The sequence below is a fragment of the Psychrobacillus sp. NPDC096426 genome, from assembly GCF_044762745.1.
GTDB lineage: Bacteria > Bacillota > Bacilli > Bacillales_A > Planococcaceae > Psychrobacillus.
On record NZ_JBIWEX010000013.1, the window covers coordinates 79469 to 98552 of the forward strand.

The window sequence follows — 19084 nt, forward strand, 5'->3', positions numbered from 1 at the left end:
ATGAAATACAAATACGGTGGATGAACGAAGAAATTTTTATACTGGAGGGAAATGAATGGAAATATCGAAAGAACAACTTCTACAATATATCGCTTTGTTGGAAGATTGGATTCCGAAAGAAGCTTCTATCGCCATTGCAGCAAGGGGTGAGTACATTTATGTTGATGCAAAAAAGCAAAACTGGCAGCTGAGCAATAAACAAAAAGTGAAAGAAGGAAGCATTGCAGAAATAGCTATGCAGACCTGTTGTAGAACAGAGGGTGTCGTAGAGGATTTCATTCTAAGCGAACCTTATTACGGAATCGCCTATCCTATAAATTTTTTAGAAGAAACTGGAGCTCTTATTGTTATACTACCTCCAAAACACCCTGTTATAAATCCAGCGCCTTACCGTTTCTTGACGGGGAAGTTAGAAGAAGAATGGCGACCAATACCAATCGAGAAAATTGCATACATGGAAAGTCTTCAGAAAAAAACATGGTTTTATGCAAATAAAGAACCTTATAAAACGAGCATTCCGCTGAAAGAATTACAACAACGCCTCCCAGAATCATTTTTACGCATTCATCGATCTTATATTGTAAATGTAGCTTTTATCGATCGAATCATCCGAGATTTTTCTTCTAATTTATTAGTGCTACTCCAGGACGGTACAGAACTTCCTATAAGTCAGACATATACGGCTAATGTTCGGAATGCTTTAGGTTTTTAAATGCGAAAGAGCTACCTCAAGCGGAGATAGCTCTTTATTATATTTAACTATTAACAGGTATTTGCTTCGTCGAACTACTCCCAACAGTCAGAACAACGATACTTCCAAGCAATAACAAAATACCAACCCAAGAAGTCGCACTTAGTATTTCTCCTACGATAAATACTCCCAACAATGCAGCAGTCGTCGGTTCTGCAAGCGACAATGTTAGTGCAGAGGAAGAGGGAATCTTATTCAATCCTCTTCCATATAACACATACGCCACGCTCGTCGTCGCCAGCCCTAAGTAAAAGATAATTCCTACATTTCCAGCATTCTGTAGCCAGCTGACATCGTACAAAAACCAAAATGGTGACAAAAAGATAGCACTAACAGAGAAAGTCATTGCGACTACTGGAATTACTTCTTCTTTTCGAAGGAGCGATTTGCTCGATAGAGTATATATCGCAAATCCCACTCCAGCAATTAAAGAGTACATAACACCAACTGGATTGATCGTAATTTCCCCTTTATTCATAAACAAAAAAATACATCCTAGTAATGCGAAAGCTGTCGAAATTCCCCAAATTTTTGACGGTCTCACTTTTAAAAATACCCATTCGATTACTCCTGAAAATACCGGGGCACTTCCGATTGCAACTACACTCGCAATTGCTACTCCTGTTAATTTAACGGAAGAAAAAAACAATAGCTGAAAAAGTGATATGCAGATTGCAGCGTATATCGTCTCTTTCCACGGCCAACTTTTAAACTTAATTTTCTTTAATAGAATCATTGCGATTAATAATGAAAAACCACCGACCGCTGAACGCCCCGCACTTATAACGAAAGGGTGCGCATTTTCCGGTAAAAACGTTTGCGCCGTCCCCGTCGTCCCCCATAAAATGGCGCCAAGTAATACAAATATGTATGGTATTACAGACAATCCCATCGCCCCTCCTGAAAATTCTTGTTTTACTTTCAATATAGCACATATTGAGATAGTGACCATCGTATCTTATACTTATATAGATAGGAGGCATGCCCCGTGTATATGACAGTAGAAGAAACTGCGAATTATTTATCTATGCCTATTGAACAAGTGAAACGCTATATTGCTGAAAAAAAGATTCGTGCAATCTTCGATGGAGAAGATTATTACGTTAATAGTGCTCAATTCCAAACACATTTGGAGCAAGTAGAAGAGTTAAAACGCCAAATTGACGAATGGCGCAACACACCCATTCCGGATGATATTGATGTGAAAGATGAGGATTAGCATTTAAATAGTTAAAGCAAACAGGGTTTTCTCCGTATGTGGGGAAATCCTTTTGATTTTTAGTACCAGTAGCATACACAATTCGTGGTAATGCGAATCCTAGAGAAATTTAAGTAAGAAAAAGCAAATGCTTATCCTGATGAGTGTTCACGGAACTTGGGAAACCGTAGATAAGTCAAGGCTGGGGAACTTGTCATTCTATGTGGCAAGATGATAGATATTATTTTATAGAAAATAAAAAAAAACATAAAAATGAGCTAGGAAAGTATCTCCAAGCTCATTGTATTTCAACTTTTCGTTTTTTTGAAATGATCCGTTAGCCAATAATGCAGCACAAAACTTCATAGTAGTTGAGAAAAAGATAGTATTAAATTTCTTTTTCCATCAAAACATTTGTAGTCTGATAACCTAATTTTTCATATAATCCTCTTGCTACTTTGTTATGACCAAAAACATGAAGACCTATTTTATTCATTCCAAGTTTCTGCCCAACATTCTCTATTTGCCTCATTGCTTCCTTACCATACCCAAATCCTTGGTATTTTTCTAATATGTATATATCATAGATAAATCCTTCTTTTTCAGATTTTTGTGCAAGCCATATAACTCCAACTGCCTTGTCTTCATTCAGAACAGTGTATAAGAAATTACTCTCTGTCTTCTCGCCTTTCGGCAAAAGCTTCGAATATTCCTCTTTCGCTTTACTAATTGATTCTTCCTGATCCCAATTTCCGGATAAAACTTTTTCTTCCGCATATGATTTTATCGCTGAAGAAAGATATTTTTGATACTCATCGGAATTCATTAAAACTAACTCAACCATCGTTTTTCTCCCCCTTAACTTGTAACTTCTATAAAACAGCATTCAATTCCTTCTTTTCACTAACTGGCTGCATTAAGAAGGGGATTATACAAAAGCGTTAGAAATACCAAGAAACACACTTTCAAAACATAAAAAGTCTATGCCCTATTATTCTTTCACTATTTGTTTTTCCTGAATTTCCATATACAACAATAAATTAAGGCTAACTTCCAAGCTCCCTATATGGAAAAAGCTCATCTTCTTTTAGAAATTTGTGATGATGCAATTCTTCACTTACTAGGGATAATGCGTCGAAAGGGACCGCTAGCCTTCTCGTTTGACGCACCCTGCATGAGCCGCAACTATAGTCATCTCACTCCAAGTAAACTTGCTATTGTAAGAATTAGTTGCTTTCGCAGGCAATTTAGTTGGTCTCGTGCCGATTTAGTTGCTTTCAGACTAGAACTAGTTGCTTTAAATGATTAGTTTGTTGCCCTAATCCAATTACTGGATACAAGCAATTGGAAAACTGGATAAAATTTTGTTTTTTAGCGAGCCGACACTGTAAAGTGAGCAACTCCCATTGATTTTTGCGGCAGGCGGCGACTCCTGCCGGATGAGTGAGCTTAATGAGACATTCCAACGTACGCGCAAGCGGCGGGAATGGCTCATCGCTCACCCGGTGGAAAGCGTCCGTCCTGCAGCGAAAATCATGGCGGATACCTTATGACACACTTTCCCATATTACGTTACTTTCTAATCCCTAGAAAACGACAAAAAATAGGATGATACTCTACAATTAGAGATCATCCTATTTTTTACTTCTATATATTTTAAATCGTAATAAAAAATCCTGCACGTTTTCCAATGATTTCCGCGTAATCTTCTACCATAACACTTGCAGTTGGATACATCCCCGCACCCGGTCCTACTAATGTGAGGGTCCCGATGTAGTTTGTATCTAGTGAAACAGCGTTATTTACTCCTTCTATCGCGTATAAAGGATGATCTGGGCCTACAAGTTGCGGTCCAACCGATGCAAATAGTTCCCCGTTTTCATCTTGCTCAATTTCTGCAACATGTCGGTAACGAAGACCTTCTTGCTTCGCTTTTTTCACATCCTCTAATGAAATTTCATCAATTCCCACTACTTTTACATCGTTCCAGTTTGGCTGTTTACCAAAAGCGAGCGCACTTAAAATCATTAATTTACGGAAGGCGTCTTGACCTGAGACGTCATTATATGGATCTGCTTCTGCATATCCTAGGAGCTGTGCTTCTTTTAAAGCATCTTCAAACTGACATTCATCTACACGCATTTGCGTTAAAATGTAATTCGACGTTCCATTTAAAATTCCTTGAATTTTCTTCACTGAATTGACTTGAAGCAAATTTTTCAATGTTTTAATGACAGGAACTCCACCAGCTGTAGTTGCTTCATACCCGACAAATACGCCTCGGGATTTCGCGCGCTCTTGTAGCGGAATACTATACTTGGAGAACATCACTTTATTTGCTGTAATGACGTGACAACCTTTATCAATCGCTCGACATAAATAGCTATACGCCGGTTCTTCATTGACAATAGCTTCAAAAACTACTTGTAGTCCAGGAATGTTAATGATGTCCTCGAAGTCATCTGTTACTAGTACACCAGGAGTTTCTATTCTTTCTTTGGATAGGTTATGGACAAGAATAGCGCTAATTTCAATATCCAATCCTAGCGATTTTTTTAAGTCTTCTTTTTTTTCATTGACAATATGATATATCCCTTGACCGACTGTTCCGAAACCTAAGATTGCTGCTTTTATTTTCGCCATACTTTCTCCTCCAACTAAATCTGCACAATTGAGCTTTTTACATATTGTAGACTATTTCCGCCCAATTAACAACAAAATTCTATCTAGAGAGGACATTTGTTTTTTCCACAAGTACTTTATCTAAAGCATTTTGTAAGTCCTCTACCGCTTCTAACCCTACAGACAAGCGGATTAGATCCTCTGTTACGCCTGTTTTCACTAAATCTTCTGGTGTTAACTGTTGATGTGTTGTAGAAGCTGGGTGAATAATCAATGACTTCGCGTCTCCCACGTTTGCTACATGCGACCAAATTTCTATATTATCGATAATGCGACGACCTGCTTCTCTTCCGCCTTTTACGCCAAAGTTTAAGATAGACCCAAAGCCGTTTTGTAGATATTTTTTCGCCAGTTCATGAGACGGATGATCTTCCAATCCTAAATAATTCACCCATTCTACACCTTCATGGTTTACTAAATATTCCGCAATTTTTTGTGCATTCTCATTGTGCTTAGGTACTCGAAGATGGAGCGTTTCTAGCCCTTGTAAGAACGAAAACGCTGCTTCTGGACTTAACGAAGGTCCGAAATCACGTAGAAGCTGTACACGTAATTTAATCGCAAATGCGACGTTTGGTACATCGATTCCATAGCGTAATCCGTGATATGTTATATCTGGTTCAGTAAACCCTGGGAATTTATCTGAGTTCCAGTCAAAGTTTCCTCCGTCTACCACGATTCCACCGATCGTCGTTCCATGTCCGCCAATCCATTTCGTAGCGGAATGGATAACAACATGAGCACCGTGCTTAATCGGGTTCGTTCCATACGGAGTAGCGAATGTATTATCTATTAAAAGTGGAACGCCTACTTCATTTGCAATCGCCGCTACTTTTTCTATATCTAATATATTTAGACTTGGGTTTCCAATCGTTTCTGCGAAAAAGCCTTTTGTTTTATTAGTTACTGCAGCACGGAAGTTTTCCGGATTAGTAGAGTCAACGAATTTTACCGTAATGCCGTAACGAGGCAGCGTATGTGCAAATAAATTAAATGTACCGCCATATAAGTTTTCTGCTGCAATTATTTCGTCCCCTGCGCCCGCAATATTCAAAATCGAGAACGCAATTGCCGCCATACCCGAAGATACTGCAACTGCTGCCGTTCCACCTTCAAGAAGCGCTACTCGTTGTTCGAAAACATCGACAGTCGGGTTCATAATACGAGAGTAAATATTGCCCGTTTCTTTTAATGCAAAAAGATTTTGTGCATGTTCTGTATCGCGAAATACGTAAGAAGTCGTTTTGTGAATAGATACTGCTCGTGAACCTGTTACTGGATCTGGCTGTTGACCACCGTGCAAAAGAACTGTTTCTTTTTGAAGATTTGTCATTTTGAATTCCTCCTAAAAATAGTTTAGATGGACGCATTGGGAAACGGGTAAGAATCATTAGGACAAACAAAAAACCCCGCTTCGATTAAGAAGAGGGGTGCAGTTTCGCATGTTCCTCCTCTTATCTTCCAAATTCGAGTAATCCGAATTTGTAGGAATTAGCACCTTTCCAAGTTTAGAACTCGGTGGTTGCCGGGCATCGCAGGGCCTAGTCCCTCCGCCACTCTTGATAAGAGTATTAGATTTAGTTTTCCATCTTGATACAAAGTATAAGATTCTATTAAACTATAAGTCAAGTGTTTTTATAAAAAATTCTGAAACTTCTTTGGTGATGGAACGTTTAATGTATTGTAGTTATTAGATAGAGAGGTGAGATGATGGCAGTTTGGATTTTGATTATATTAGTTATTAGTTACTTAGTCGGCTCAATCCATGGTTCGAAAGTTGCGCAGGTTCTAAGTGGCGTCAATATCAAAAAAGAAGGGCTCAAAAATTCTGGTGCTTCGAATGCGGCGATTGTGCTAGGTATGAAATATGGCATCCTAGTCGCTGTGATTGATATTTTAAAGGGAGTACTCGTTATTGTCGGCGTGCGTTTTTGCATCCAACAATATGGTATTTTTTCCGTTATGGAATCGGATTTATTGCTTTATTTGGCTGGAGCTGCTGTTATTTTAGGGCATAATTTCCCAATTTATACTAGATTTCAGGGTGGGAAAGGGACCGCTTCGATAATTGGAATACTATTTGCTATATATTGGCCTATTGGACTTATTGGACTTTTATTATTAGTAGGTACGACTTTTTTAACGGATTTTTTATTGATCGGTGTGTTTGTATTTTATGCAGTATTTATAGTGGCTTCCATTTGGTTTGCCGAAGGGGTTGCACCTATTGCGGTTGCCGTTTTTTTATTCGTCATGGCTCTTATTCTCCATATCGAAAACTTTCGCCGTCTAGCCCGTAAAGAAGAACCAAGAATATCCGCGTTCTTGAAGAAAAAGAAACCATCTGTGTGAATGATATGAAGAAAAAAGTGAGGTGGATCGTGCTTATTCCTTTACTAGTTGTTATATCAGGCGGATTTGGTATGTGGATGATCACGAGCAAATGGCTAGACGATGGATTAGAACCGAAAGCAAATGGATCCAATGAATACGCCATCGTGCTTGGTGCAAAAGTGAAAAAAGGAAATGTCCCTTCTCTTGCTTTACGTTATCGTTTAGAAGCGGCACTCGCGTATGCTGTAGAAAATCCTCATGTGAAGCTCGTCGTATCTGGTGGACAAGGTCCCGATGAAGATATAGAGGAAGCTGTATTAATGAAAAACTTCCTTTTGGAAAACGGGTTAGCAGAGGAGCGTATCATCGTGGAAAATCGTTCGACCTCTACTTATGAAAACTTGTTGTTTTCGCAAGAGCTGTTGCCGGATGATGTGGATTCTGTGACGATTATTACGAGCGATTACCATCTATATCGTGCGAAAATGCTTGCTCGTAAGCTAAATTGGGATACGGATGTTGTAGCTGCAGAAACGCCAAAAGTGGTGAAGGCGAAAGTGAGATTGCGTGAGCGAGCTGCGCTTTTAAAGACTTATATTGTAGGGAAATAACTCCGAGATACTCGGAGTTATTTTGTCTAAGAAATTCGTGCTTTTCTACCTTCCCTACAAACTAATTTCATAAGAGAACGGTGGGCTGTAGGAACTAGCGTGAAAAAGATATCCATTGTTCTACGCAATGGCATTGGACAAATAATCGGTTTGTTTTTATGAACGCCATCCAAAGCGATTTTAGCTAGTTTTTCTGGAGACATTAACTTTTGCTTTTCTAATTGTTTGTACATAGCTACTTTGTCTATATTGATTGCCTTGGCACTAGTAAAAATAGGCGTATCAACAAATGTTGGACAAAGCGTGCTCACTTTTACCCCATATTCTTCTGCTTCAAAATGTAAAGAATTAGTCAAGCCTACAATAGCATGTTTGGTTGTCGAGTAAGCAGTAGTAAGAGGAGATGGCCCAAGCCCGGCAGCTGATGCTGTGTTAACGAGATGACCGAATCCTTGCTCTTTCATGATACGATATCCAACCTGTGTTCCATTGATTACTCCCCACAAATTAACGTTCACAATTTCCTTCCAGTCTTCCCTCGACATATCATATAACTCTCCATACATTGTAATACCCGCATTGTTAAATAGATAATCTAATCGCCCAAATTCTTTGTACGTATATTCAATTACACTCTCCACGCTTTTATAATCAGTAACATCCATATACTCATACCTAGCATTAGGCCCCGTTTCGTTAAGTTGAACCTCCGCAGTTTTTCCCTCTTTTTCATTTATATCTGCAATAATTACAAATACATCTTGGGACACGAGTTCGTTGCATAATGCCCTACCTATTCCTGAAGCACCACCTGTTACAATAGCAATCTTTTTGTAGTCTCCCATACGAAATCCCCCATTTTTATAACCGATTTATACTTGCTGCATATACGTCCGCTACAATTTGTGCACCAGTACTATTTAAATGAATTCCATCTAATGTAAGATTTAGTCCTCTTTTCTTTGATAACTCGTCGATTTTAGAAGGTTTCTTATAGAAGAAAACATCCAGCATGACTCTCATCGGATTTGTGCTAATGTAATCTGAACTATTTACATTGACTAAGTGCTCCTTAAATGCTGCTTGTATATTCACATAATCTACACTCTTCACTTTACTAATGGATTCGATAAGGGCTGCCAATTCTTTCGTTTCTTGATTAGGAGAATTGTGAAGGTCTTCGCCAACTATGGATGGCGATACGGTAACTACCTTTCTTGATGAAGCAATTACCATATCTAAAATTTGCTGATAAATTTCTTTAAACTCTTCATGGTTATTTACCACTGGCTGTGCTTGAACACTTAAGAGTTTAGAATAGACATCATTGACACCGATCCAAAGGAATATCAAATCATAGTCAGTAGCTAGCTTCATTTTTGTTAACCGTACATGCAAGCTTTTAACTGTTTCCCCTGGTTTCCCAAGATTGACGAACGTGACAGTTGGGTACCTTTCTTTTAAAATGTGAAAGAAAGAAACGCCAGGTCTACCATCTGTTAGACTGTCTCCAATGAACCCAATTTTCATATCAATTCCCCCTTTTTTTAATCGAAGCTAAAAAGATTGTAATCGCTTGTTTAAAAAGTGGCTCTAGCGTACTTAAATCTTGGGTGGTGTTCGTAAGTTGGCATAAGCCACCTAGCCATGTTCCTAATAGTGCAGTCCACTCCTCAATATTTCCTTCTTTAAATTCTCCATGTTCAACCCCTTCTTGAAATATAGAACGGTAAGATCCCATTGGTATTACTGCTAGCTCGAATAATTTCTGCACGGATTCTGGACTTGATTTTGGATCAGATGCTAACTCCTGCCCTGCTTTTAATAGTGGTGTCTGGTAATTGTATAAAACATGCATAGCCATTCCATACCATTTCTCTGTAGCAGTTGAATAAGCCGGTTCCTTTTCCAACCATTTTTCATACCATTCCCGCATTGATTTTTGTGCTAATAAAACAAAAAGCTTTTCTTTATTTTCAAAATGATAATAAATATGTCCCTTACTATAACCAGAGGCTTTTGAAATATCCCCTACGGTTGTTTGAGTATATCCCTTTTCAGAAAATAAAAGGAATGAATTTTCCATTATTACTTGCCTTGCTTTATCGCTATCATAACGTCTTTTATTCAATATTTTAGAAGCTCCTTCTTACATTTGAACAATCGTTCTATTTAAATTATAAATTATTTAACTGAAAATTCAAATCATTTTATGAGTGTTCATAATATTGTCACTTTGGATTAAAAGCAATACATCTTATTGGAAATGTATTGCCCAATGAACACGAGGCATTAGTTTTAGTTATATAGTCTAAATGTAGCTGTACTATATGCTATTAAGTTTCCTTGTTCATCGATTACTTTGCCATTTAAAATCGCCGTATGATCGGAGCGGTGTATAAGCTCACCAATTATTTCACTTGTTCCTTCAAAAACACTATTTAAAAACTTTACTTCCATTTGAATGGTTGATGCAGCCTTAACGCCTAATGATCTAGATGTTATGCCCATTACTATATCTAGACCAGACATTATAACTCCCCCATGCAACATATCCTTTAAGTTAGAAATTTCGGGTCTTTTTTTTATTTGAATTATTACTTTCCCATATTCAACACTTACACATTCGAATCCTATATACTTAAAAAAATTAGATTGTTCAAACTCATTAATCAAAGAAGAAAAGTTCATCATACAAGCCTCCTGTGCACCAATACTGTGATTTTATCATTGTTTCGTCGAATTTATCGCTTGTTTGCCATAAAAAGCACAAAAGGCGCGCATTTGCGTCTCTTGTGCTTTTTATCTTCTCTTGATATTTATAATAGCTATTAACTCTTTTGATATTGTACTTTCTCCAAATGACGTACCATTTGACCTAAGTGACTCTCTATATGTTTAACAATTAAATGATCGATTAAAAAAGACAGCGGTTTGCCATCAAAATTAGCGTTATAGCTTGGTGCAGTTTTACTTAAATCTTCCGCTTGGACTTTACTTAACGCTCGCTTTGTAAGAGAAATTAGCGATTGGAGACGAGTAATTACTTGTTCTGTAGAAACAGAAGCAACATAATTTTCTTCCACAGCGGCTAAACGTCGAACATGCTCGTGGTTACGTCCCCATTTTGCCCCAGGAACGATTAATAATGCTTCTAAATCTGCTACCCAGAATTCGACTGCTTCGATGACATGACAAGCAATTTGCATAACTGACCATTCTTCATCAGATGGCTTTTTATATAAGAAAGATGTTTCTGTTGCTTCTATTATGTGAACCATTTGATCGATGATTGATTTGATAATTGTTGAACTTTCTTTCAAATTTTCTATTGTCATTGTAAAATACTCCTTAGTGTCGGTTCTAAACCGTTAATTGTGATGCATTACAAAAAAACAAAGGAAGAAAGGAATGAATTTAATGTCTAGCAATACAACCATCGGCTCTTTAACTTTAGGAATTCAAATTATCGATGCCGTTGCGCAAAGTGATATTCCTTTAAAGTTTTCAGATATTCAAGAAATTACGGGTATTTCCAAAAGTAATTTGTACAAGTATTTAAATACATTAACGCAAATGGACTTATTATTTCGTGATCAAAAACGAGGGTATTTTTCATTAGGCTATAAGTTTTTAGAATACGGAACAGCAGCACTGCAAAATGCTGATTTCATAGGTAGATTAACTCCATATTTTAAAGAAATTAGTAAACTGACAAGCATGACCACTCTACTAGCAACTTGGATCAATGATGGACCTGTTATTACGAATATTTGGAATACCAATTATGGGTTAAATATTGGTGCACAGGTAGGAACAAAATTACCATTATCATCATCATCAGGTAAAATATTTGCAGCTTATGCCAATTCATTAGAAATAACAAATTGGATTGAACAGGAACAACAAACAATCGAACAATTTAACATAGCTAAATTTCAACGTGAGCTAAAGCAAATAAGGATGGAACATTTTACTTATTCCTATGAGCCACTTGTGCGTCATGTATCATCTATCGGCTTTCCAATTCTTAACTACAAACACGAGCTCGTAGGTTCTTTTTCTGTCGTCGGTTTTTCTGAAGATGTACCTAGTGCCTTCGATACAGACATTATTCAACGCATTATATCCATGAGTAAAGAAATGTCTGCAATATATGGTTATAAAGAGAAAGAGGAATAACTCCCCTCTTTCTTTTTTTATTCTATTAAGCTTTTACCTCGTTTTTTCGAACGTTGAAATAGTTGTATAAATGGTCTGCTACTTCATAATCTGTAGCTTTATGATTATTGAAAACAGTTTCACGTAATAAAATTGTGATTTCATCTTCCGCATGAATGATTTCTCCCCATTTACGTGCAGATGTTTGAACCATTGCACTACGAGGCTGTCTTTCCGCTTGGTATTTGGTAAAAGCCTCATTATAAGTAGATTCTGTTTCCAGTGCTTCCCCTATAACAAAAGCATCTTCCAGTGCCTGCGCACCACCTTGTGCTAAATATTGTAGCATCGGATGTGCGGCATCCCCTAACAATGTCACATTTCCTTCAGTCCAATTTTCAATTGGCAAGCGGTCGAACATTGCCCAACGGAATTGCGTAGAAATAAACTCTAACGCACGCGCTACTAATGGATGAGCTCCCTCAAAACGTTGTGCCATTTCTTCTGGTGTACCCCAGTCACCGTCTGGCTTGTAATCATAAGTTTTAAACACAACAACTTGATTATACAGTTCACCACGACGTACAGGATATTGGACTAAATGTAAGTTGGGACCAATCCACATAATGACATCATCCATTGCTACATCACCTTTAGCAGTGATTTCTTCTATTGGAATCGTTCCACGGTATGCAACATATTCAGAGCAAATAGGCTCGTCATTTGAAAATAATTTACGTATATTTGATTTTAAACCGTCTGCACCAATGACAGCTTCGGCACTATACGTTTCCCCTTTTTGGTTTGTAACAGTTGCTTGCCCTTCTGCTTGTTCGACTTTTTGAATAATTTGATCGTTCATAAATTGGATACGTCCTTGTTTTTGACACGCTTCAAATAGTACACGGTGTAGATCTGAACGATGGAGTACTACATATGGTTGCTTAAAATGTTCTTGGAAACCTTCTGTTAAATCTAAAACTGCTAACTCTTTTGCTGTATAAACATCCTTCAAAACAAGACGTTTTGGGAATACAGAAACTTTTGCAATTTCTTCTTTCACCCCTAGTTGATCTAAAACAAATAGCGCATTTGCACCTAGTTGAATACCAGCACCAACTTCACCAAATTCAGGCGCTTGTTCTAGTACGGCTACGGACTTGTCCGTTCGTTGTACAATTGAAAGCGCTGTCGCTAAACCGCCGATTCCTCCACCAACTACGATAATGTCACTGATTTTCGTCATAAATGATAACCTCCTAGTAATTTAATGTGTTAAATTCCATAAATAGAGAACAATGTTTCCTTATAATGAAAATCTACCTCAAATATAGTATAGTTGTCAATGATAAATCAAAATTTTCTAATTCTTAAAAACGTTTTCACAATAATAATAACAGTGAGTAAAAACTGAAAGAAGGAAACCAAATGGAAGAAAATAAACAGAGGATTATCCAATCGTTACAAACCGGATTAGGATTATTAGAAATGATTGCCAAAGAACGAAAACCAATGAAGTTTACAGATATTCAGCATCTATCAAATATGACCAAAAGCAATCTCCATAAATATTTAACAACATTTATCCAGTCAGGATTTTTATACCGAGATCCCGTTACCTATACATACAAACTAGGCAACAAACTTGTAGAGATTGGTAATGTTGCACAGGGAGATACATCTATTATTAAAATTGCAGATCCATATATGAAAGCTTTTACAGAAGAAACGGGTTTAACAGCACTAATCGCTATACCTTCCTTAGAGGGTCCACTTGTAAAAGAAATATGGAGTGTCACATACGGTATTGACATTGGTGCACAAAATGGAACTACGTTGCCGTTGATTTCATCTACAGGATATATTTTTTATGCATTTAAAGACGGAATACAACAAATCAAATGGATTGACCAATCTAATAAAACATTATTAAACCAAACTCAACACGCTTTTTTACAAGAAATCGAACAGGTAAAAGAACAATTATTTGTAGCAAAAACGGAGCCACTCAAAGAACATATTTCTTCTTGTAGTGTGCCAGTGTTCAATTTCCAACAGGAATTAATAGCTGCGATTACAGCTGTAGGTTACAAAAATCTTATCCCTAATAATCATCATCATCCTACGGCACAAAAAATGTTGGTGTTATCACAAAAATTATCAAATTACTTTAAATAAAATAGTGATTTTTCTGAAAAATCTTGACACTGCACTATAAAATGTATTATATTTTCTTTAAATAGAGAACATTGTATTCTATTTTGATAATAGGAGGATTAGAATGAAATTAATTAACTATACCTTTAATGGCACAACACGTGCCGGAGCAATTGTAGGCGAACAAGTAATTGATTTAAATTATGCTTACGAAACGCAATTAAAAACAGCTGGTGAATATCGCTATAAAGAAATTGCCCATGCATATGTACCATCTACAACAGATGAGATATATCAAGGGGGTAAAAAATCAATTGAATTAGCACAACAAGCTGTAAAATTCCTATTGGCTAATCCAACTGTCTCTGCACAGAACGCAATTTTTTCACTTGAGGAAGTAAAAGTAGAAGCACCTGTCATTAATCCAGGAAAAATTATATGTGTAGGGCATAATTACCGTGAACATATTTTAGAAATGGGTCGTGAATTACCTACACATCCTGTTGTCTTCGCTAAATTCGCGAACACTATTTTAGGTCCTGAAGACGATATCCCATTTTATCCGATTTCGGAGCAATTAGATTATGAAGCAGAATTCACTTTTGTAATTGGAAAACAAGCACGCAATGTCTCAGAAGAAGACGCATTGGATTACGTTGCTGGTTACACGATTGCTAATGATGTGACTTATCGCGATATCCAACGTCGCACATTACAATGGCTACAAGGCAAAACTGTAGACGGTTCTGCACCAATGGGTCCTTATTTAGTAACAGCTGATGAATTAAAAGATCCATCTGGTTTAAATGTTGTATTAACTGTAAATGGAGAAGTTCGTCAAAAAACAAATACAGCCAATTTAGTATTCTCTGTACAGAAATTAGTGTCATTCTTATCCAATTTAATGACGCTTGAACCTGGAGATGTTGTATTAACAGGTACGCCAGGTGGTGTTGGGGTAGCGATGGAACCGCCTACATTTTTAAAAGATGGCGATGTAGTGCGTATTGAAATCGATAAAGTAGGAGCTTTAGAAAATAAAGTCGCTACTGTAGCAGGCACATTAGTAAATGCTTAACGCTTAAAATCATCTTATTTGAAAGGGAGTCGAGGAATTATGGCTGGAGTAACTCCAGAAGTTGCAGAATTTATGAAAAGTCAAATTGTCACAGACTTTACGAAAGAAATTGCTCAATATAACCTTGGACCACTTTGGGAAGCAATACCTGAAATTATGAATAAGACACCGAAACCACACGCTGAAGCTTATTTATGGTCGAAGGAGTTAATCGATAAAAAGATGGCTGAAGCAGCAGAAATTTTCACACCTGACCGTGGTGGAGAGCGTCGCGCTATTTATTTTCAAAACCCTGGTTTAACTTATCGTAAACCTTGGGGATGGGCATCTACATCTCAAACAATTTATGCCGCTGTTCAAATGCTTCTTCCAGGAGAAAAAGCACCATCTCACCGACATTCACAGTCAGCTTTGCGCTTCATTTCCAAAGGGACTGGTGCCTATACAATCGTACAAGGTGAACGTATTTTCATGGAAGAGGGCGACTTCTTAACTACACCTAAAAACTTATGGCATGGTCATGAACATTTAGGCACGGAGCCAATGTTGTGGATGGACGCTTTAGATATTCCAACTCTATATTCAATTGGTGGTACTTTCTTTGAACCTTATGAAGATGGACTACAACAACCTGGTGTCCCAGATAACTTTTCCGAGCAACGATACCGTGGAGGTATGATTCGACCAGTTGGAGACGATAAATTTACAGTTGCACCTTTAGCAAACTATAAATGGGATCGTACGGTAGATGGTATTAAAGGGTTAATGGCTTTTGAACCAGATCCACATCATGGGTTTGCTGTCGAGTATATTAATCCATCAACCGGTAAATCTGCCAATCCAACATTAGGAACACGCATGCAACATTTACCAGAAGGAATGCATACAAAAGCACTGCGTCACACACATTCAACTGTTTATCATGCTCATAAAGGAGAAGGCTACACAGTTATTAACGGCGTACGCTTCGACTGGAAAGCTGGAGACTACTTTGTAGTACCTAACTGGGCTTGGTATGAACATAAAGCAGCAAAAGATTCCTACCTATTCTCTGTAAACGATATTCCAATCATGGATCGTTTTGAATTGGAACAAGAACAGGCTTATGACTCTACTAATGGTCACCAAGATATTACTAGCGAATTCAAAGCGGCATTTCGTTAACGATGAATAGAAGTAATTCCGTAAATTAAAACTACAACTTGATATTTACGGGATTACTATTTTTGTAAAATAATATGTAAGCGCTTTATCTGAACTTTTATTCTACCCAGGTAAAATATTTAAGGAGGTGGCGAAAAGAGTATCTAGAGTTTTCAGAATAGTAAATAATTATTTTATTTTTTCATTAAATCGGTATCATCTTATTTTATGATTTATCTTTCTACTATAACAATACATGATTTTAGGAAGGATGTTTTTAATAATGGAAAAAAAGAAATTTTGGAGCTATGAAAATAAATTAACAATAATCTTCTTCTTTGTAATAGGGTTTGTATTCTTTGATCGTTTAGCGATTAACTATTTATTTCCGATGATATCAGTAGATTTAGGACTTAACTACACGCAATTAGGTTTACTTGGAGCAGCACTTGCATTAACTTGGTCAGTTTCAGGTCCACTAGGTGGATTTATCTCGGATAAGGTGAAAAGTAAAAAAGTAATGTTAGCAATTTTAGTACTCGCATTCTCTGTTATTTCATTATTACATGGATTAGCACAAACTTTCGGTATGTTATTTGTACTACGTTTATTAATGGGTATTGTAGAAGGTCCACTGATTCCGCAAACACAATCGATTTTAGCAATAGAATCTTCGGAGCGTCGTAAAGGTTTTAACTTAGGCTTTACGATGAACACAAGTAACGCATTATTCGGAAGCATTTTAGCACCGATATTAATCGTTGCATTAGCAACTAAGTTTGACTGGCATACTGCATTCTATTTAACGATTATTCCAGGGATTCTTTTAAGTTTAGCGATTTTAAAAGGAGTTAAGAATCCATATCCATCCAGATTTCATGCTATGCATGCAACAAAATCGACTGAAAAAGTGAAAGTGAAAGACGTTCTTAAACATCGTAATATATGGTTATCCATTATTGTTTTCAGTTTAGTTATGACAACACTAATGGCATTTCAAATTTTTGCACCAACCTATTTAGTGCAAGCAAAAGGTTTATCAAGTACAACAATGAGTTTAGTAATGGCTTCATTCGGAGTTGGTTATGCAATCTTCGGATTCTTAATCCCAACTCTTTCAGAACGCACTGGTCGTAAACCAGCTTCTGCAGTTTCTGGTTTGTTATTAATTCTTGTACCATTAAGTATCGTATTCGTTGATTCTATTCCATTAATGATGATTCTCTTATTCATCGGTTCGGCTGGTTCAGGTGTAATCGGTATGTCAATGTCAGTTATTCCTGTTGAGTCTGCTCCATTACAATACTCAGGTCTTGCAATAGGTTTAACAATTGGTATTGGTGAGCTAATCGGTGGGTTCTTAAACCCAATGATCAACGGGGCTTTAGCTGACATGTATGGTATTCAAACACCATTATATGTTGCAGCTGCTGCAGGCCTTATCGCGTTTGTGTTCACGTTATTCTTTAAAGAAACGGCACCATCTAAAATTAATAGAACTCCGGAACCAGTAGTTAACACGAGTGTTCCGGTACAATCCTAGTTGGAATAATAAAAACGAGGGGTTGAGTTTCATTATTTGAAACTCAGCCTCTTTATTTTGAGTCTTAAAGATAAAGTATTTATACTTACAGAGGACTGAGGTGAGCAAAATGGCAAAAAATGAAGTTTCGACACTTAAAAAAGGACTTCGAGTTTTAGAATTGGTAAAGAATCATCAAGGTATTACTTTAAGAGATGTGATGGACGAACATGACCTAAGTAAATCAACAGCATTTCGTTTATTAACAACATTAGAAGAGATGGGTTACATATATAAAAGTCATACTCAGTATTTTATTAACCACAAAATGTTTTGTGAAAGTTTTGAAAAGCGCTCTCCGATGGATTGGACTTCGTTACGTTCCATATATCAAGCAGCGAATAATTTACAGATGAGTACATATATAGGCAAAGTTGACGGTACGGACTTAGTCATGACGCAAATATTACATGCCCCATTTCAAAAGTCGGCAGACACAGAAATCGGAAATCGTTCAAAACTACATCAATCCGCTTTAGGTAAAGTAATCCTAGCCAATTTAGCTGAAGAACCGTTAGAGTCTTTACTTGAAAAGATGTCACTTGAACGTGCCACGAAAAATACGTTTCAAGACTCACAGCTATTTCGATATCATTTAAAAGCAATACGCGAAGATGGCTTTGCTTTTGATGATGAGGAACGGATCGTTGGTATCCGTTGTATAGCCGTTCCTGTGTTTCGTAATCAAGAAGTTATTGCTGCGTTAGCAATTGCAGCACCTGCTGAACAAATTTCTCGAAGCAATATAAAACAGATTGTTTCTAAACTTAATACAGGAAGCAAGGCCATTACGAAAGAAATAGAAACTTTAGTCAATATTCATTAAACTTTGGAGGAATTCACATGAAAGTAGTAGCAATCGTAGGAAGTATTCGAAAAGATTCATATAATTTACAACTAGCAAAGCATGTTCAAAAACGTTATGCAGAGCAATTTGAGTTAGAAATTTTATACTTATCTACATTACCTATGTACAACCAAGATATCGAATTAGATGCACCACAAGAAGTACTTGATTTTAAAGCAAAAGTTAAAGGTGCAGATGCAGTTCTTTGGGTAACGCCTGAATACAATTCAACTATTCCGGGTGTGTTAGGAAATGCGATTGACTGGTTGAGCCGAGTAGACAAAGTAATGAACGGTAAACCTTCTATTATTATGGGCTCGTCAATGGGTATTTTAGGATCAGTTAAAGCACAAATGCATTTACGAGATATACTATTTGCGAGTGGCTTAAACTCACCATTATTACCAATGAATGAAGTATATGTAGGTGCAGTACATGAGAAGTTTGATACAGAAGGTAACTTAACAGATGAAGCGACTATCGATTTCTTAGACTCTGTCATTTCAAACTTCCAGGAATGGATGAAACAATACGTATAAA

General features: G+C 37.1%; 21 protein-coding genes and 1 riboswitch. Of the genes, 11 read left to right on the forward strand and 10 right to left on the reverse strand.

Going from position 1 to position 19084, the window contains the following annotated elements; translation table 11 throughout:
• Positions 1-55 precede the first annotated feature (55 nt).
• Positions 56-712, forward strand: a complete 657-nt coding sequence (locus tag ACIQYS_RS12520; protein ID WP_402980048.1) for a LytR/AlgR family response regulator transcription factor — start codon at positions 56-58, stop codon at positions 710-712.
• Between the two features lie 43 nt (positions 713-755).
• On the opposite strand, the gene ACIQYS_RS12525 is transcribed toward ACIQYS_RS12520, so the two are convergent.
• Positions 756-1643, reverse strand: coding sequence for a DMT family transporter (locus ACIQYS_RS12525; protein WP_402980051.1), 888 nt, complete (start codon positions 1641-1643; stop codon positions 756-758).
• Positions 1644-1739: 96 nt separating this feature from the next.
• Between ACIQYS_RS12525 and ACIQYS_RS12530 the strand changes: the two genes are divergently transcribed.
• The gene (locus ACIQYS_RS12530; RefSeq protein WP_142538991.1) at positions 1740-1970 is read left to right on the forward strand and encodes an excisionase family DNA-binding protein; all 231 of its coding nucleotides are present in this window, start codon (positions 1740-1742) and stop codon (positions 1968-1970) included.
• Positions 1971-2337: 367 nt separating this feature from the next.
• On the opposite strand, the gene ACIQYS_RS12535 is transcribed toward ACIQYS_RS12530, so the two are convergent.
• From ACIQYS_RS12535 to ACIQYS_RS12545, 3 genes are all read right to left on the reverse strand, one after another.
• Positions 2338-2793: a GNAT family N-acetyltransferase gene (locus ACIQYS_RS12535; RefSeq protein ID WP_402980055.1), complete on the reverse strand. Its 456-nt coding sequence runs from the start codon at positions 2791-2793 to the stop codon at positions 2338-2340.
• A gap of 812 nt (positions 2794-3605) precedes the next feature.
• On the reverse strand, positions 3606-4592 hold the full coding sequence (locus tag ACIQYS_RS12540) for a homoserine dehydrogenase (protein WP_402980058.1): 987 nt from the start codon (positions 4590-4592) through the stop codon (positions 3606-3608).
• 79 nt (positions 4593-4671) lie between these two features.
• The gene (locus ACIQYS_RS12545) at positions 4672-5964 is read right to left on the reverse strand and encodes an O-acetylhomoserine aminocarboxypropyltransferase/cysteine synthase family protein (RefSeq protein WP_402980063.1); all 1293 of its coding nucleotides are present in this window, start codon (positions 5962-5964) and stop codon (positions 4672-4674) included.
• Between the two features lie 118 nt (positions 5965-6082).
• Positions 6083-6200: riboswitch (SAM riboswitch) on the reverse strand.
• Positions 6201-6341: 141 nt separating this feature from the next.
• On the opposite strand from ACIQYS_RS12545, the gene ACIQYS_RS12550 reads away from it, so the two are divergent.
• Positions 6342-6983: a glycerol-3-phosphate acyltransferase gene (locus tag ACIQYS_RS12550; protein WP_402980068.1), complete on the forward strand. Its 642-nt coding sequence runs from the start codon at positions 6342-6344 to the stop codon at positions 6981-6983.
• A 5-nt stretch (positions 6984-6988) separates the two neighbouring features.
• Positions 6989-7576, forward strand: coding sequence for a YdcF family protein (locus ACIQYS_RS12555; RefSeq protein ID WP_402980178.1), 588 nt, complete (start codon positions 6989-6991; stop codon positions 7574-7576).
• Positions 7577-7602: 26 nt separating this feature from the next.
• Here ACIQYS_RS12555 and ACIQYS_RS12560 read toward each other — a convergent pair whose 3' ends face one another.
• The 5 genes from ACIQYS_RS12560 to ACIQYS_RS12580 form a co-directional block, all read right to left on the reverse strand.
• Positions 7603-8421, reverse strand: coding sequence for an SDR family NAD(P)-dependent oxidoreductase (locus ACIQYS_RS12560; RefSeq protein WP_402980071.1), 819 nt, complete (start codon positions 8419-8421; stop codon positions 7603-7605).
• Between the two features lie 16 nt (positions 8422-8437).
• Positions 8438-9106, reverse strand: a complete 669-nt coding sequence (locus ACIQYS_RS12565) for a GDSL-type esterase/lipase family protein (RefSeq protein ID WP_402980074.1) — start codon at positions 9104-9106, stop codon at positions 8438-8440.
• Position 9107: 1 nt separating this feature from the next.
• On the reverse strand, positions 9108-9707 hold the full coding sequence (locus ACIQYS_RS12570) for a TetR/AcrR family transcriptional regulator (protein WP_402980077.1): 600 nt from the start codon (positions 9705-9707) through the stop codon (positions 9108-9110).
• A gap of 167 nt (positions 9708-9874) precedes the next feature.
• Positions 9875-10267 (reverse strand): PaaI family thioesterase, encoded by a 393-nt coding sequence (locus ACIQYS_RS12575; RefSeq protein ID WP_402980080.1) that lies wholly within the window; start codon positions 10265-10267, stop codon positions 9875-9877.
• A gap of 140 nt (positions 10268-10407) precedes the next feature.
• Positions 10408-10914 (reverse strand): DinB family protein, encoded by a 507-nt coding sequence (locus tag ACIQYS_RS12580; RefSeq protein ID WP_402980083.1) that lies wholly within the window; start codon positions 10912-10914, stop codon positions 10408-10410.
• 73 nt (positions 10915-10987) lie between these two features.
• On the opposite strand from ACIQYS_RS12580, the gene ACIQYS_RS12585 reads away from it, so the two are divergent.
• Positions 10988-11758 carry an IclR family transcriptional regulator gene (locus ACIQYS_RS12585; RefSeq protein ID WP_402980086.1) on the forward strand — a complete coding sequence of 257 codons (771 nt, stop codon included), beginning with the start codon at positions 10988-10990 and terminating at the stop codon, positions 11756-11758.
• A gap of 25 nt (positions 11759-11783) precedes the next feature.
• Here the strand turns inward: ACIQYS_RS12585 and ACIQYS_RS12590 are convergent, their stop codons facing one another.
• Positions 11784-12983 (reverse strand): FAD-dependent monooxygenase, encoded by a 1200-nt coding sequence (locus ACIQYS_RS12590; RefSeq protein WP_402980089.1) that lies wholly within the window; start codon positions 12981-12983, stop codon positions 11784-11786.
• A 182-nt stretch (positions 12984-13165) separates the two neighbouring features.
• On the opposite strand from ACIQYS_RS12590, the gene ACIQYS_RS12595 reads away from it, so the two are divergent.
• The 6 genes from ACIQYS_RS12595 (at position 13166) to ACIQYS_RS12620 (ending at position 19083) form a co-directional block, all read left to right on the forward strand.
• Positions 13166-13915, forward strand: coding sequence for an IclR family transcriptional regulator (locus ACIQYS_RS12595; RefSeq protein WP_402980092.1), 750 nt, complete (start codon positions 13166-13168; stop codon positions 13913-13915).
• Between the two features lie 103 nt (positions 13916-14018).
• Entirely contained in the window at positions 14019-14972 is a 954-nt protein-coding gene (locus tag ACIQYS_RS12600) for a fumarylacetoacetate hydrolase family protein (protein ID WP_402980095.1), read from the forward strand.
• 39 nt (positions 14973-15011) lie between these two features.
• Positions 15012-16136 carry a cupin domain-containing protein gene (locus ACIQYS_RS12605; protein WP_402980098.1) on the forward strand — a complete coding sequence of 375 codons (1125 nt, stop codon included), beginning with the start codon at positions 15012-15014 and terminating at the stop codon, positions 16134-16136.
• Positions 16137-16398: 262 nt separating this feature from the next.
• Positions 16399-17658: an MFS transporter gene (locus ACIQYS_RS12610; RefSeq protein WP_402980101.1), complete on the forward strand. Its 1260-nt coding sequence runs from the start codon at positions 16399-16401 to the stop codon at positions 17656-17658.
• A gap of 109 nt (positions 17659-17767) precedes the next feature.
• On the forward strand, positions 17768-18523 hold the full coding sequence (locus ACIQYS_RS12615; protein WP_402980104.1) for an IclR family transcriptional regulator: 756 nt from the start codon (positions 17768-17770) through the stop codon (positions 18521-18523).
• Between the two features lie 17 nt (positions 18524-18540).
• The gene (locus ACIQYS_RS12620; protein WP_402980109.1) at positions 18541-19083 is read left to right on the forward strand and encodes an NADPH-dependent FMN reductase; all 543 of its coding nucleotides are present in this window, start codon (positions 18541-18543) and stop codon (positions 19081-19083) included.
• The last annotated feature ends 1 nt before the right edge of the window (position 19084 follow it).

Bases quoted from the DNA above. Each gene is read 5' to 3' on its own strand.
- ACIQYS_RS12545 (WP_402980063.1), bottom strand. From the start codon at position 5,964: ATGACAAATCTTCAAAAAGAAACAGTTCTTTTGCACGGTGGTCAACAG.
- ACIQYS_RS12610 (WP_402980101.1), top strand. From the start codon at position 16,399: ATGGAAAAAAAGAAATTTTGGAGCTATGAAAATAAATTAACAATAATC.
- ACIQYS_RS12600 (WP_402980095.1), top strand. From the start codon at position 14,019: ATGAAATTAATTAACTATACCTTTAATGGCACAACACGTGCCGGAGCA.
- ACIQYS_RS12595 (WP_402980092.1), top strand. From the start codon at position 13,166: ATGGAAGAAAATAAACAGAGGATTATCCAATCGTTACAAACCGGATTA.
- ACIQYS_RS12590 (WP_402980089.1), bottom strand. From the start codon at position 12,983: ATGACGAAAATCAGTGACATTATCGTAGTTGGTGGAGGAATCGGCGGT.
- ACIQYS_RS12565 (WP_402980074.1), bottom strand. From the start codon at position 9,106: ATGAAAATTGGGTTCATTGGAGACAGTCTAACAGATGGTAGACCTGGC.
- ACIQYS_RS12540 (WP_402980058.1), bottom strand. From the start codon at position 4,592: ATGGCGAAAATAAAAGCAGCAATCTTAGGTTTCGGAACAGTCGGTCAA.
- ACIQYS_RS12615 (WP_402980104.1), top strand. From the start codon at position 17,768: ATGGCAAAAAATGAAGTTTCGACACTTAAAAAAGGACTTCGAGTTTTA.
- ACIQYS_RS12620 (WP_402980109.1), top strand. From the start codon at position 18,541: ATGAAAGTAGTAGCAATCGTAGGAAGTATTCGAAAAGATTCATATAAT.
- ACIQYS_RS12555 (WP_402980178.1), top strand. From the start codon at position 6,989: ATGAAGAAAAAAGTGAGGTGGATCGTGCTTATTCCTTTACTAGTTGTT.
- ACIQYS_RS12605 (WP_402980098.1), top strand. From the start codon at position 15,012: ATGGCTGGAGTAACTCCAGAAGTTGCAGAATTTATGAAAAGTCAAATT.
- ACIQYS_RS12575 (WP_402980080.1), bottom strand. From the start codon at position 10,267: ATGAACTTTTCTTCTTTGATTAATGAGTTTGAACAATCTAATTTTTTT.
- ACIQYS_RS12585 (WP_402980086.1), top strand. From the start codon at position 10,988: ATGAATTTAATGTCTAGCAATACAACCATCGGCTCTTTAACTTTAGGA.
- ACIQYS_RS12550 (WP_402980068.1), top strand. From the start codon at position 6,342: ATGGCAGTTTGGATTTTGATTATATTAGTTATTAGTTACTTAGTCGGC.
- ACIQYS_RS12520 (WP_402980048.1), top strand. From the start codon at position 56: ATGGAAATATCGAAAGAACAACTTCTACAATATATCGCTTTGTTGGAA.
- ACIQYS_RS12535 (WP_402980055.1), bottom strand. From the start codon at position 2,793: ATGGTTGAGTTAGTTTTAATGAATTCCGATGAGTATCAAAAATATCTT.
- ACIQYS_RS12580 (WP_402980083.1), bottom strand. From the start codon at position 10,914: ATGACAATAGAAAATTTGAAAGAAAGTTCAACAATTATCAAATCAATC.
- ACIQYS_RS12525 (WP_402980051.1), bottom strand. From the start codon at position 1,643: ATGGGATTGTCTGTAATACCATACATATTTGTATTACTTGGCGCCATT.
- ACIQYS_RS12560 (WP_402980071.1), bottom strand. From the start codon at position 8,421: ATGGGAGACTACAAAAAGATTGCTATTGTAACAGGTGGTGCTTCAGGA.